This window comes from Bacillus sp. JJ1764, assembly GCF_036962145.1.
Lineage (GTDB): Bacteria > Bacillota > Bacilli > Bacillales > Cytobacillaceae > Neobacillus.
The window spans coordinates 817-13,760 of record NZ_JBALNY010000017.1 but is presented as its reverse complement, the minus strand read 5'-3'; the positions used below and the strand labels follow the sequence as shown (position 1 = coordinate 13,760).

The window sequence follows — 12,944 nt, the reverse complement described above, 5'->3', positions numbered from 1 at the left end:
AAAAAAGAGTGTCCACAAATGCATTAATGATCCGAGATTTTCCTTTGGATGAACGTCCTCGTGAACGCTTTATACAACATGGCCCACAAAGCCTTTCTAATCACGAGTTGATTGCCATTTTACTGAGAACTGGGTCGAAGGAAGAATCGGTTTTGCAATTATCGAATCGGCTGTTAACCCATTTTGAAGGACTAAAATTGTTGAAATCCGCAACTTTGGAAGAATTGACCGAGATTAAAGGAATTGGTTCAGCAAAAGCTATTCAAATTCTTGCAGCCGTAGAAATCGGCCGAAGGATTGCCAACCTTTCCTTTAATGAGCGATATGTGATTCGTTCTCCTGAAGATGGAGCCAATTATTTAATGAACGATATGCGCTTTTTATCTCAGGAGCATTTTGTTTGTCTTTATTTAAACACGAAGAATCAAGTCATTCATAAGCAAACAGTATTTATTGGGAGCTTGAATGCTTCCATCGTTCATCCGAGGGAGGTTTTCCGCGAAGCACTTAAACGTTCAGCAGCTTCTATTATCGCCGCACATAACCATCCTTCGGGAGATCCAGCACCAAGCCGTGAGGATATCGATGTGACTAAACGGCTAGTTGAATGCGGCAAAATAATTGGAATCGACATCCTTGATCATTTAATCATTGGTGATAACAAGTTTGTCTCATTGAAAGAAAAAGGGTATTTATGACCTATGATTTTATTTGACGTTGAGTTATAATATTGGTTATGATTTTTTAGGATTATTTATGACGAAATAACAAAATGGTTTGTTATGGATTCCTGCCTTGTGAATTTTTTGCATTATTAGAAAGGGAGATACAGCATTATGTTTGGATTTGGAAGTAAAGATATTGGAATTGATTTAGGAACGGCAAATACGCTTGTATATATAAAAGGAAAAGGGATCGTGACGAGAGAGCCATCTGTTGTAGCTTTGCAAACAGATACTAAACATATTGTCGCTGTGGGAAATGACGCGAAGAATATGATTGGTCGGACTCCTGGGAATGTTATTGCAACGAGACCCATGAAGGATGGTGTCATTGCCGATTTTGAAACAACAGCAACCATGATGAAGTACCTTATGAGACAGGCACTAAAAACAAAAAGTGTCGGTAAACCTCATGTCATGGTATGTGTTCCTTCTGGAATTACGGCAGTAGAGGAAAGAGCGGTAATAGATGCAACAAGGCAGGCAGGGGCTAAGGATGCTTATACGATCGAAGAGCCTTTTGCTGCAGCCATTGGGGCAAATCTCCCGGTTTGGGAACCAACTGGAAGCATGGTTGTGGATATCGGTGGAGGTACGACCGAAGTCGCTATTATTTCGCTTGGCGGTATAGTTACATCACAGTCCATTCGAATTGCTGGTGATGAAATGGACGATGCCCTCGTAGCGTATATCCGCAAAACCTATAATCTCCTCATCGGAGATCGGACTGCAGAAGCCATTAAGATGGAGATTGGATCTGCCGGTAAACCTGAGGGTGTCGATAATATGGAAATTCGCGGCCGTGACTTGTTGACAGGTCTTCCAAAGACGATTGAAATTACTCCTGACGAAATTGCCACAGCCTTGAATGATACTGTTTATGCTATTGTAGAAGCGGTTAAGAATACATTGGAAAAAACACCGCCAGAATTAGCAGCAGATATCATGGATCGAGGAATTGTTCTTACCGGTGGTGGTGCACTACTCCGTAATTTGGACAGAGTGATCAGTGAAGAAACAAAAATGCCTGTCATCATTGCCGAAAATCCGCTTGATTGTGTGGCAATCGGAACAGGTAAAGCTTTAGATCATATCAATTTGTTCAAAAACAGAGCAAGAGATTCACGCTAACCAAATAGCGGATAGCTTTTTGAAAACAAGTACCTTTTTTACTAGAATAGATAGAGGTGTATCATCATGCCACAGTTCTTTTTAAATAAACGATTAATCTTATTGCTCGTCAGCATTATCGTTCTCGTGGCATTGATTGGGTTTTCTTTAAGGGAGAGAAGTAAATTATCCTGGCCGGAGCAATTTGTTAAGGATACAACCGGCTGGGTTCAATCCCTGGTTTCAAAGCCTGCCAATTATTTCGCAGGTTTTTTTGAAAATCTCCAGGACTTGCAAAATACATATGAAGAGAATAAAGAACTGAAAACGCGTGTTGAAAAGATTGCCAGCCTTGAAGCTGAGATTCAAGGATTAAAAAAGGACAATACAGAATTACGCGATATTCTCGGTGAAAAGAAGACCTTGAGAGATTATGAACCGCAGCCGGCTACAGTTATCGGCAGAAATCCTGATCGTTGGCATGAAATGATTATTATTGATAAGGGAAGTATCAACGGAATTAAAAAAAATATGGCTGTTGTAACGGCTAATGGTTTGATCGGAAAAATAAAGAACGTCAATCAATTTAGTTCAACCGTTCAGCTGTTGAGTGCGATGGACCCCAAAAATCGTATTTCTGCAGTCATTCAAGGTGATACAGAAGTGTTTGGTTTTGTACAAGGATTTGATGATAAACAAAAATTATTGCAAGTGAAAGCCATTCCATCTGGGGCCAAGGTCGTAAAAGGTCAAACCGTGATTACATCTGGTTTAGGCGGTGTGTTTCCAAAGGGCTTGATTATCGGAAAAGTAGAAGAAGTAAAACCAGATCAATACGGATTAAATCAAACAGCATTAGTGAAGCCGGGTGCCGACTTTTATGATATTCAAAGTGTTATTGTCATTAAAAGGACGATGGCCCAGCCAGAGGTTTCAGACATGGAAGTTGGGAAGGAGAAGGATCTATGAAAAAATTTCTTCTTCCTCTTTTGTTTTTGGTGTTTTTTATAGCAGAAAGCTTGTTTGTCCAATTTTTGCCTGCAAAGTTTTTCGGGTTCCAACGTATTTTTGCACCACATTTTTTGTTTATCGGTTTAGTGTTTTTGACGATTTTCGTTGGAAGAAAACAGGGAATTATCTATGGAGCGGTTTTTGGCCTTTTATATGATATTGTTTATGTAGAAGTACTTGGTATCTATTTTTTTCTTTTTCCATTTATTTGCTACCTCGTATCAAAAGTCATGCATGTTATTCATGCAAATTTGCTCACAGCCTTCCTGGTATCATTAATGGGAATGGCTCTGCTTGAAATTGGAGTTTATGAAATGGATACGTTGATCCATATTACTGGTATGGACTTTATAAATTTTTTGAATTTACGTTTTTATCCAACTTTACTTTTAAACGTTATTTTTCTAGGAATTTTATGCTATCCGTTGAAGCGTCTTTTCGAAAAATACGCTCTGCGCTTGCGGGAAGAGTGATTGGAAAAAAGGAGAATAGGCACATCGTGTCGAATTTTTATTAAGATGTGTATATTTGATTCGGAACCTTTCAATTCCGAAATTGCTTTCTTAATTATGAGGTGAAAAATTCTCCATGAAAAAACGGCAAAATGTTACAATAAAAGGTACGAAGGATGGACTTGTCCTTCGTCTTGATGACAACTGTTCGTTTGAGGAACTCAAACGGGAACTAGATCAAAAGCTAACTGCTAATTCAAGGACACAAGATGAGCGTCACTTAGTTTCTGTAAAAGTGGAAATCGGGAACCGCTATATATCTGATCATCAAAGGGAAGAACTTAAACATCTAATTCGCCAAAAGAAAAATTTTGTAGTCGATGATATTGTCTCCAATGTAGTGACAAGAGAAGAAGCTGAGCAGTTAAAATCTGAAATGGAAGTAGTGACTGTTTCTAAAATCATTCGTTCTGGACAAGTGTTGGAGGTTCCTGGAGATTTGTTGCTCATTGGCGATGTGAACCCGGGCGGGACAGTTGTCGCTGGCGGTAATATCTTTATTATGGGAGTGTTAAAGGGAGTTGCCCACGCAGGTTGTTATGGAAATGATGAATCAATTATTGCTGCCTCTAGCATGAGACCCTCACAGCTTAGAATCAGTGATTGCCTTAATAGTGCCCCAGATTCAGTTCAAAGCGACGAAAAGCGGGAAATGGAATGTGCCTATTTAAATGAGAATCGTAAAATTGTCATCGATAGATTACAAGCTTTAATACAATTAAGGCCTAATTTAACTAGATTAGAAGGGGGATATTAAAGTGGGAGAAGCTATAGTAATTACATCCGGTAAGGGCGGAGTAGGCAAAACAACAACCACTGCTAATATTGGCACCGCATTAGCCCTTCAAGGCAAAAAAGTATGTTTAGTGGATACAGACATCGGACTTCGAAACTTGGATGTCGTAATGGGGTTAGAGAATCGAATCATTTATGATCTCGTGGATGTAGTAGAAAAGAGATGTAAGATTCATCAGGCTTTAGTGAAGGATAAACGTTTTGATGGATTATTATACTTGCTTCCTGCAGCTCAAACGGTAGATAAATCTGCCGTTAAACCAGAGCAAATGAAGGAACTGGTTGAAGAGTTAAAACAGGATTATGACTATATTATTATTGACTGCCCGGCAGGAATTGAACAAGGCTATAAAAATGCCGTCGCAGGGGCAGATAAAGCCATCGTCGTAACGACGCCGGAGGTTTCAGCCGTTCGCGATGCAGACCGAATTATTGGCTTGCTTGAAAAGGAAAAAAATATGGAGCCGCCTAAATTAGTTGTGAACCGCATTCGCAATCATATGATGAAAAGTGGAGATATGCTGGATATTGATGAAATTACCCAGCATTTATCTATTGGATTAATTGGTATTGTCGCTGATGACGAAGAGGTCATTAAAGCTTCCAATCATGGGGAGCCAATCGCATTAAATCCAAATAGCAAGGCATCGATTGCCTACCGTAATATTGCAAGAAGAATTTTGGGAGAATCCATCCCGTTGCAACCGCTTGAGGATTCAGAAAAAGGGATGTTTTCAAAACTGAAAAAGTTCTTTGGTGTCCGTTAATTCTCTGCCTGTCCATTAAAATAGTGGACAGGCATTTTTTAGTTTCTGTCATACTCCAGGAAAACCTCTCATAGACTTGTACAAACTGGGAAAAGGGTTGATGAGTATGGCGCGGTCTACACCGGATGAAATTCGGCGGCGAATCGCCAAGAGGAAAAGAGAAAATGGAACATCTGCAAAAACACCAGAGCGCCAAATATATTGGCCAGGTGACGATGAAAAGTACGAATATAATTATATTTCTCCATCCTATGGCAGTGATGGAGATGATGGACATCCCTTATTTAAAAAGGAAATATTTTTTTTCAAAATATTAGCCTCCGTTTTGTTGTTTTTAGCCGTGGCTATACTTTTTAGGAACCATTCAGCTACGTTTGAACCTGCACGGACTGTAGTGCTAAAAACAATGGATCAAGACTTTAAGTTTGCCGTGGTATCTAAATGGTATGAAGATAAATTTGGAAAGCCATTGGCCCTATTACCATTTTCTGATGATAAAAAGGCAGCTGAAAAGGTTGAAGTTCAAAAAGGTGCTGTGGAGGTTTCTGGGAAAATACTTGAAAACTTTGAAAAAAATGGCCAGGGGATCATGATAGAAACCTCCAAGGGAGCCGCGGTACAAGCCATAAATGATGGATTTGTCCGCTTTGTGGGTGAAAAAGAAGGGCTTGGGAAAACCGTCATTATTCAGCACTCTGACCAAACGGAAACATGGTATGGAAATTTGGGAACCATCAAGGTAAAACTATATGAATATATTGAAAAAAGCGCTGTGGTAGGAACCGTATCTGAAACAAGCGGTGAAGACAAAACGAAGGGAAAGTATTATTTTGCAGTCAAAAAAGGGGATCAATTTATAGACCCTATCAAGGTGATCCGACTTGAATAGAATGATTTCATTACTTCGTCTTGTCTATATTCATCCATTATTGTGGATCGTGGTGGGCCTCTCCATCGCAACAGCCCATTTCCTTGAGGTTTGTTTACTGTTAGGCATTATTTTTGTTCATGAAATGGGGCATGCGGTGGCGGCTTCTTTTTTTTCCTGGAGAATCAAAAAAATCTCGCTTCTCCCCTTTGGTGGAGTGGCAGAAATGGATGAGCACGGGAATCGCCCTTTAAGAGAAGAGGCAATAGTAGTTTTAGCTGGTCCCCTGCAGCATCTATGGATGATGGCGGCAGCCTATGGGTTGTTGCAATTTAACCTTGTTCCCGATGATCTCTATCGTTTGTTCCTTCAATTTAATATCATGATCCTCTTGTTTAATTTATTTCCGATTTGGCCGCTTGATGGTGGGAAATTAGTGTTTCTGTTTTTATCCACGGCACATTCCTTTACGAATGCGCATCGATTCACACTCATTTTGTCATTTTTCAGTTTATGTGTTTTTTCTATGATTACCCTGTTAAAAGCACCTTTACACCTAAATGTTTGGGTGATAACGGCCTTTTTGTTTTTTTCGCTCTATTATGAGTGGAAACAGCGACGATATATATTTATCCGTTTTTTGCTGGAGCGGTATTATGGAAAGACTCCAGACCTGGGGGGATTAAAACCCATCCAGGCAAATGAACAAGAGCTATTGATTGATGTACTGGAGAAATTTCAACGTGGCTGCAAGCATCCTATTATTGTGGAATCCGAGGGCAGGGAGAAGGGAACATTAGACGAAAATGAGGTTCTCCATGCTTATTTTGCAGAAAAACGAATCACTGATAAAATTAGCGACCTACTTTTTTTATATTAAATGGCTATAATAGAGATATTAAGAAAAAAGTGAGGACGCTAAAGTTGGAAATGTTAATTGTGAACCTAGTCTCCAGGGAAAAAAGATTAGCCTATCTACAAAATAGTCGAGTGGAAAAACTCGTCTTTGACCGACCAGAGCATCGTTCCCTGGTCGGTAATATTTATTTTGGGACTGTTTCAAAAGTACTACCTGGAATGAATGCTGTTTTTGTTGATATCGGGGAAGGCAAAAATGGATACCTTCACCGGGATCAGCTCCCTTCTTTAGTAGCATCAGAGGATAAACAGAAAACCGTCACCGCCTATGTTCATCAAGGTGAAAAATTGTTCGTCCAAGTTGAAAAGGATGCCACTGGAACAAAAGGACCTAAACTGACCGGCATCATTGAATTTCAAGGGACCAACCTTATTTATTTGCCAAACGGTCACTACATTGCTGTTTCAAAAAAAATTCAAGACATACAAAAATCCGCTTCTCTCCGAAACTTTGCAAATCAGTACAAAATGGAACAGGAAGGTCTTATTTTTCGAACCTCCAGTATTAGCAGTACAGAAGAAGAGCTCATCACGGAGTTGTCCCAGTTGAGGGAGAGGTATCAAATCATGGTGCGGAATGCCGCATTAATGAAAAAGCCAGGAATCATTTTTCAAAAGGATAGCTTTACTGAAATAATTTTTGAACAGGCAGAGAGAATGACTGCTGGAGAAGTAATTGTTGATGACTTACATCTAAAAAAAATCATGCAAGCGAAATATCCAAAACTGAACGTTATTTATTACAAGGATAAAGAAAATATATTTTCTACCTACAAGGTTGAGCATGCCATAGAAAAAGCGTTAAAAAGAATGGTGTGGCTTGAAAATGGGGCTTATTTAATTTTTGATGAAACAGAGGCACTAACAATAGTGGATGTAAATACCGGGAAATTCTCTGGAAAATCCGATTACCAGGACACCGTGCTGAAAACGAATCAACTCGCTGCAAGAGAGACACTGCATCAGCTGCGCCTTCGTGATATCGGAGGAATCGTCCTCATTGATTTTATTAATATGAAACAGGAGCAAGATCGGAAAGCCATTCTTGAAACAATCGAAAAAGAATTGTTAAAAGATGAGAAGCGGACAAAATTAATTGGATTTACTCCCCTTGGAATTCTCCAGCTAACAAGAAAAAAAACAAAGGTGACGTTGTCTGAGAATTTGCAGGTAAAATGTTCGGTGTGTGAGGGTACTGGCAGGGTCTTAAGCTCAGAAACAGTTGCATTCCAAATGGAAAGAGAACTGCTAGAACATAGGCATTCCGATTATGAGGCTGTGTTAATTGAGACGACGAACGAAGTGAAAGCCGCCTTGTTGGGTGATAATGAGATTCATAGACAGGTGTTGGAAGATTTGTTACATATGAAGTTGTGCTTTACGACCACTGCAACAAGTAAACCCTATTATCTTATTAAACAGTTCGGAACGGAATCAGAGATTGCCCAAAAAGCTGGCGAATGCTATTGACACTTGGGCCGAAATTGTGGTAGGATTTTAATGTTATGTTTGTAGCACCCGTGCTACAACCGCGCATTGCAGGTAGTAAGAGTTTGCTATTGGCAAGCCGCCTGTTTTTGGCGAGTCTGAGTTAATAAGGAGGTGCAGTTATGTACGCAATTATCGAAACTGGCGGTAAGCAACTAAAAGTTGAAGAAGGTCAAGCTATCTACATTGAAAAGCTAAATGCAGAAGCTGGCGAAACTGTTACTTTTGACAAGGTTCTTTTCGTTGGCGGTGAAAATGTAAAAGTAGGAAGTCCTGTTGTTGCAGGTGCTACAGTTACAGCTAAAGTTGAAAAACAAGGCCGTCAAAAGAAAATCATTGTCTTCAAGTACAAAGCTAAGAAGAACAACCGTAAAAAACAAGGTCATCGTCAACCTTACACTAAAGTAGTCATCGAAAAAATCAACGCGTAAGGTGTTGAAAAAAGATGATTCAAGTTACGATTAATCGTACGAAATCCGGATTGATTCAATCTTTCGAAATCAGTGGTCATGCATTTTTCGCCGATCGAGGGAAGGATATAGTTTGTTCAGGTGTATCTGCTGTATCAGTCGGTGCAGTCAATGCTGTGCATGAACTTACGGGTATCACTCCTGAAATCGATCATGGAAGCGGCCTTCTCCGCTGTGTGTTGCCGGATTCTATTCCGGAGGACATCAATGAGAAGGTACAATTGCTCTTAGAAGGCATGGCTGTCTCGCTTAGAACGATTGAAGAAGAATACGGTAAGCACATAAAAATTACCTTCAAAAAGCAGGAGGTGGACTAAATGTTATTAAAATTAGATCTTCAGTTGTTTGCATCTAAAAAGGGAGTAGGTTCTACAAAGAACGGACGTGACTCTATCGCAAAGCGCCTTGGTGCTAAGCGTGCAGACGGACAATTCGTATCTGGTGGTTCTATTCTTTACCGTCAACGCGGTACTAAGATTTACCCAGGTGAAAACGTTGGCCGTGGCGGAGACGACACTCTTTTTGCTAAAATCGACGGCGTTGTTAAATTTGAACGTATGGGCCGTGACCGCAAAAAAGTGAGCGTTTATCCAGTAGCTCAAGAAGCGTAAAGTTCTTAGGAAACTCTAACCTAACCGGTTAGAGTTTTCTTTTTAGTTAAAGAGGTAAAATCTTCCATTGGATCTTCACATTTTCCTCATCGAAGCTAAATTTCACCTCTTCCATAGAATTCATTCACTAAAAATGCTTACTCATGGTTAGTTTTTTGATATACTAATTGAAAACAACGGTTTTCTGACAAATGAATTGGAGCGTTAAAATGGAGAAACAATGGAATCTTATTGAAGTGCTTAGGCACTCGCGCCATGATTGGCTGAATAAGCTTCAAATAATCAAGGGGAATCTTGATTTAAATCGAATTGAACGGACCAAAGAAGTCATCAATGAAATCATTATTGAAGCTCAACATGAGACCAATCTTTCTAATTTGCATATACCGTGTTTTGCGGAAGTCTTGCTCAAAACAAATTGGGAAACTCACTCCTTCCTGCTTGATTACGAGGTATTGCAGGATACTGAGGTCGCTAAGATTAATGATGTCATGATTACGGATTGGACAACCTCATTTTTTTCGTGTTTGGATCAAGCGATTGAAACCTTTCATGAAAATCATTTATCGATTACCATTAAGCTGGAACCGGAAGGATTTCGTTTCTTTTTCGATTTTAGCGGAATAATAAGAAGTAAGGAACTGATTGAAAAATTCCTTAAGGAACCTAATTCAGTAGAACTGGGATTGGTGACAAAGGAATTTACCGAAAGCGAACTCGCATTTGAGGTTTTTATGCCAAAATTGTAAAAAAACCCTGCGATCTCGTCGCAATCATCAGTCATTTTTGTCGTACGACGGGAGGATTTAAATGTTTGTCGATCAAGTTAAGATATATGTAAAAGGCGGAGACGGCGGTAATGGAATGGTCGCGTTCCGCAGAGAAAAATATGTTCCTAAAGGCGGTCCAGCTGGTGGGGATGGCGGAAAAGGCGCAGACGTTGTTTTTGAAGTAAATGAGGGTCTGAGAACATTGATGGATTTCCGCTATCAACGGCATTTTAAAGCGACTCGCGGTGAGCATGGAATGTCAAAAAATCAACATGGCAGAAACTCCAAGGATATGATTGTAAAAGTGCCACCAGGTACAGTTGTAATGGATGCCGAAACGAAAGAAGTATTGGCAGACTTGGTGGAGCATGGACAAAGAGCAGTCATTGCAAAGGGAGGCCGAGGTGGACGAGGCAATACCCGTTTTGCCACTCCGGCTAATCCAGCTCCTGAATTAGCCGAAAATGGTGAACCAGGTCAAGAGCGAGACGTTATTTTAGAGCTTAAATTGTTAGCTGATGTCGGTCTTGTCGGGTTCCCAAGCGTCGGAAAATCAACGCTTTTATCAGTCGTCTCTTCAGCAAAACCGAAAATCGCAGAATACCATTTCACCACGATTGTCCCCAATCTGGGTATGGTAGAAACCGATGACGGCAGAAGCTTTGTCATGGCAGACCTTCCTGGTTTAATTGAAGGGGCACATGCAGGAGTCGGTTTAGGACACCAATTTTTACGTCATATCGAACGGACAAGAGTCATCGTCCATGTAATTGATATGGCAGCAACGGAAGGCCGTGACCCATACGAGGATTATTTGACGATTAATCGGGAATTAAAAGAGTACAATCTTCGACTGACTGAACGTCCACAAATCATCGTAGCCAATAAAATGGATATGCCTGAAGCGGAGGAAAATCTGCAAAAGTTTAAAGAACAACTGCAAGAGGATTATCCGATTTTCCCAATCTCCGCAGTTACGAGAAAAGGTCTTCGTGAGCTGTTATTTGCGGTTGCAGATAAGCTTGAGGATACACCTGAATTCCCGCTTGAACACGAAGAAGAGGAAACAGGGGTTCATCGTGTAGTTTATAAGCACGAAGCAGAGGAAATTGGGTTTGCCATTACCCGCGAGCCGGATGGTTCGTTTGTCGTATCCGGTGATAAAATTGAAAAACTATTTAAGATGACCAATTTTACAAGAGATGAATCCGTTCGCCGCTTTGCCAGACAGCTTCGAGGTATGGGCGTGGACGATGCCTTGAGACAACGAGGAGCAAAAAACGGAGATATCGTAAAGCTATTGGATTTTGAATTTGAATTTATTGAATAAGAAGGGTTCCCTTAAAGGTAGAGATGAAACATGGATAATTTTGAGAAAAAGTTCTATTTAGTTCGTGAGGATGTTTTGCCTGAGGCGATGAAAAAAACCATTGAAGCGAAGGATATGCTGGAAAGAGGTAAGGCAGAATCCATCGGGGATGCTGTACAAAAGGTTGATTTAAGTCGTAGTGCTTTCTATAAATACCGGGACACGGTTTATCCTTTTTCAACAATCTCGAAAGAAAGCATTGTTTCACTATTTTTCCATTTAGAGGACCGCTCTGGAACATTGTCCAAGCTTTTGAGTGTTGTTGCGACCTCTGGCTGCAATGTTCTGACGATACACCAAACGATTCCACTTCAGGGACGAGCGAATGTCACATTGTCATTAAATACTTCCGGCATGATTCATGAGATGGACCAACTGCTGAATGAGTTAAGAAGACTCGAATTTATTGAGAAGGTAGAAGTGCTGGGAACAGGCGCATAGCGGACATTTGTCCGCGAAGCCTCTTCCCGGCTTTTTTTAGAAAGGGAGTAGACAAAGATGAAGGTAGGATATTTAGGACCAAAGGCAACATTCAGTGAGCTGCCTGTAAAAAAAGTTTTTTCAACATTCGAACATCAGCCATTTCGGACGATTTCAGAATGTATGGATGGTGTGGTCGAGAAAGAGGTTGAAATAGCAGTTGTTCCGTTGGAAAATGCCTTAGAGGGCTCAGTGAATGTTACCCTTGATTATTTAACCCAAGTGGCGCAGATTCCGATCGTTGGGGAAATTACGATTCCGGTCAAACAGCACCTAATGGTACACCCAGCAAATGCTTTGCGTTGGAAAGAAGTAACCCACATTTACAGTCATTCGCACGCCATTGCTCAATGCCATAAATTTTTACATAAAAACTTCAAAGGCAGATCGATTGAGAATGTCTCCTCTACAGCAGCTGCCGCTCAGATGGTGATGAACTCACCAGAGGTTAACTCTGCGGCGATTGCAAATGAATATGCAGCGAAAGAATATGGGTTAGAGATTGTTCAACGAAATATTCATGATTTTGATTATAACCACACTAAATTTATTGTCCTGTCAGAACAAGGATTTGATTTCCAAGCCTTAAGTGGTTCTGAGCATTATAAAACCACTTTGATGGTTACATTGCCTTCCGATCAGGCCGGAGCCCTTCATCAAGTACTTTCAGCGTTTGCCTGGCGCAAATTAAACCTTTCTAAAATAGAGTCAAGACCGATGAAGACTGGAATGGGCAATTACTTTTTTATTATTGATATTGAGGAAAAGCTCGACGACGTCCTGATTCCAGGAGCCATTGCCGAATTGGAAGCGCTCGGCTGCGGGGTGAAGGTGCTAGGCAGTTATCCTGCCTTAATGGTAGAGCTTGATTGAAAAACCCGGGGTTGACTTTGGTCAACTTGGGTTTTTTTAGTTTGGCGGAAAAGATGTAAATATTAGAGGAATGATCGGGAGAACCCGCGGAATAAACAGAAAAGCTCGCGGGAATATCAGGAAAATCCGCGGAATAAACAGAAAAGTTCGCGGGAATATCAGGAGAATCCGCGGAATAAA

At 40.5% G+C, this 12,944-nt stretch carries 16 protein-coding genes and 1 other annotated feature; all 16 genes read left to right on the top strand.

Annotation, left to right across the window (positions count from 1 at the left end; translation table 11 throughout):
• Positions 1 to 26 precede the first annotated feature (26 nt).
• Positions 27 to 698 carry a RadC family protein gene (gene radC, locus V7083_RS02475; protein WP_438823686.1) on the top strand — a complete coding sequence of 224 codons (672 nt, stop codon included), beginning with the start codon at positions 27 to 29 and terminating at the stop codon, positions 696 to 698.
• 138 nt (positions 699 to 836) lie between these two features.
• Entirely contained in the window at positions 837 to 1,853 is a 1,017-nt protein-coding gene (locus V7083_RS02470) for a rod shape-determining protein (protein WP_335475013.1), read from the top strand.
• A 66-nt stretch (positions 1,854 to 1,919) separates the two neighbouring features.
• Positions 1,920 to 2,801, top strand: coding sequence for a rod shape-determining protein MreC (gene mreC / locus V7083_RS02465; RefSeq protein WP_335475011.1), 882 nt, complete (start codon positions 1,920 to 1,922; stop codon positions 2,799 to 2,801).
• Positions 2,798 to 3,316: a rod shape-determining protein MreD gene (gene mreD / locus V7083_RS02460; protein ID WP_335475009.1), complete on the top strand. Its 519-nt coding sequence runs from the start codon at positions 2,798 to 2,800 to the stop codon at positions 3,314 to 3,316. The genes mreC and mreD overlap by 4 nt, the downstream gene beginning before the upstream one ends.
• Positions 3,317 to 3,431: 115 nt before the next feature.
• The gene (gene minC / locus V7083_RS02455) at positions 3,432 to 4,112 is read left to right on the top strand and encodes a septum site-determining protein MinC (protein ID WP_335475007.1); all 681 of its coding nucleotides are present in this window, start codon (positions 3,432 to 3,434) and stop codon (positions 4,110 to 4,112) included.
• Position 4,113: 1 nt separating this feature from the next.
• On the top strand, positions 4,114 to 4,917 hold the full coding sequence (gene minD / locus V7083_RS02450) for a septum site-determining protein MinD (RefSeq protein ID WP_335475005.1): 804 nt from the start codon (positions 4,114 to 4,116) through the stop codon (positions 4,915 to 4,917).
• 100 nt (positions 4,918 to 5,017) lie between these two features.
• Positions 5,018 to 5,806, top strand: a complete 789-nt coding sequence (locus V7083_RS02445) for a M23 family metallopeptidase (protein WP_335475003.1) — start codon at positions 5,018 to 5,020, stop codon at positions 5,804 to 5,806.
• A complete protein-coding gene (locus V7083_RS02440; RefSeq protein ID WP_335475001.1) occupies positions 5,799 to 6,665 on the top strand; it encodes a M50 family metallopeptidase in 867 nt (288 codons plus the stop codon). The genes V7083_RS02445 and V7083_RS02440 overlap by 8 nt, the downstream gene beginning before the upstream one ends.
• A 50-nt stretch (positions 6,666 to 6,715) precedes the next feature.
• Positions 6,716 to 8,173 (top strand): Rne/Rng family ribonuclease, encoded by a 1,458-nt coding sequence (locus tag V7083_RS02435; protein WP_335475090.1) that lies wholly within the window; start codon positions 6,716 to 6,718, stop codon positions 8,171 to 8,173.
• 47 nt (positions 8,174 to 8,220) lie between these two features.
• Positions 8,221 to 8,301: a sequence feature (ribosomal protein L21 leader region), on the top strand.
• 12 nt (positions 8,302 to 8,313) lie between these two features.
• On the top strand, positions 8,314 to 8,622 hold the full coding sequence (gene rplU, locus V7083_RS02430) for a 50S ribosomal protein L21 (protein ID WP_335474999.1): 309 nt from the start codon (positions 8,314 to 8,316) through the stop codon (positions 8,620 to 8,622).
• A 14-nt stretch (positions 8,623 to 8,636) separates the two neighbouring features.
• The gene (locus tag V7083_RS02425) at positions 8,637 to 8,978 is read left to right on the top strand and encodes a ribosomal-processing cysteine protease Prp (protein ID WP_335474997.1); all 342 of its coding nucleotides are present in this window, start codon (positions 8,637 to 8,639) and stop codon (positions 8,976 to 8,978) included.
• Positions 8,979 to 9,272, top strand: coding sequence for a 50S ribosomal protein L27 (rpmA, locus tag V7083_RS02420; protein ID WP_335474995.1), 294 nt, complete (start codon positions 8,979 to 8,981; stop codon positions 9,270 to 9,272).
• A 209-nt stretch (positions 9,273 to 9,481) separates the two neighbouring features.
• Entirely contained in the window at positions 9,482 to 10,021 is a 540-nt protein-coding gene (locus tag V7083_RS02415; protein WP_335474993.1) for a Spo0B C-terminal domain-containing protein, read from the top strand.
• A gap of 61 nt (positions 10,022 to 10,082) precedes the next feature.
• Positions 10,083 to 11,372, top strand: coding sequence for a GTPase ObgE (gene obgE, locus V7083_RS02410; protein WP_335474991.1), 1,290 nt, complete (start codon positions 10,083 to 10,085; stop codon positions 11,370 to 11,372).
• 30 nt (positions 11,373 to 11,402) lie between these two features.
• Positions 11,403 to 11,852 (top strand): ACT domain-containing protein, encoded by a 450-nt coding sequence (locus V7083_RS02405; protein ID WP_335474989.1) that lies wholly within the window; start codon positions 11,403 to 11,405, stop codon positions 11,850 to 11,852.
• A 57-nt stretch (positions 11,853 to 11,909) separates the two neighbouring features.
• The gene (pheA, locus tag V7083_RS02400) at positions 11,910 to 12,764 is read left to right on the top strand and encodes a prephenate dehydratase (RefSeq protein ID WP_335474986.1); all 855 of its coding nucleotides are present in this window, start codon (positions 11,910 to 11,912) and stop codon (positions 12,762 to 12,764) included.
• Positions 12,765 to 12,944: the final 180 nt, after the last annotated feature.

Bases quoted from the DNA above. Each gene is read 5' to 3' on its own strand.
- mreC (WP_335475011.1), top strand. From the start codon at position 1,920: ATGCCACAGTTCTTTTTAAATAAACGATTAATCTTATTGCTCGTCAGC.
- mreD (WP_335475009.1), top strand. From the start codon at position 2,798: ATGAAAAAATTTCTTCTTCCTCTTTTGTTTTTGGTGTTTTTTATAGCA.
- V7083_RS02445 (WP_335475003.1), top strand. From the start codon at position 5,018: ATGAGTATGGCGCGGTCTACACCGGATGAAATTCGGCGGCGAATCGCC.
- rplU (WP_335474999.1), top strand. From the start codon at position 8,314: ATGTACGCAATTATCGAAACTGGCGGTAAGCAACTAAAAGTTGAAGAA.
- rpmA (WP_335474995.1), top strand. From the start codon at position 8,979: ATGTTATTAAAATTAGATCTTCAGTTGTTTGCATCTAAAAAGGGAGTA.
- V7083_RS02405 (WP_335474989.1), top strand. From the start codon at position 11,403: ATGGATAATTTTGAGAAAAAGTTCTATTTAGTTCGTGAGGATGTTTTG.
- V7083_RS02425 (WP_335474997.1), top strand. From the start codon at position 8,637: ATGATTCAAGTTACGATTAATCGTACGAAATCCGGATTGATTCAATCT.
- V7083_RS02415 (WP_335474993.1), top strand. From the start codon at position 9,482: ATGGAGAAACAATGGAATCTTATTGAAGTGCTTAGGCACTCGCGCCAT.
- V7083_RS02470 (WP_335475013.1), top strand. From the start codon at position 837: ATGTTTGGATTTGGAAGTAAAGATATTGGAATTGATTTAGGAACGGCA.
- pheA (WP_335474986.1), top strand. From the start codon at position 11,910: ATGAAGGTAGGATATTTAGGACCAAAGGCAACATTCAGTGAGCTGCCT.
- V7083_RS02435 (WP_335475090.1), top strand. From the start codon at position 6,716: ATGTTAATTGTGAACCTAGTCTCCAGGGAAAAAAGATTAGCCTATCTA.
- radC (WP_438823686.1), top strand. From the start codon at position 27: ATGATCCGAGATTTTCCTTTGGATGAACGTCCTCGTGAACGCTTTATA.
- obgE (WP_335474991.1), top strand. From the start codon at position 10,083: ATGTTTGTCGATCAAGTTAAGATATATGTAAAAGGCGGAGACGGCGGT.
- minC (WP_335475007.1), top strand. From the start codon at position 3,432: ATGAAAAAACGGCAAAATGTTACAATAAAAGGTACGAAGGATGGACTT.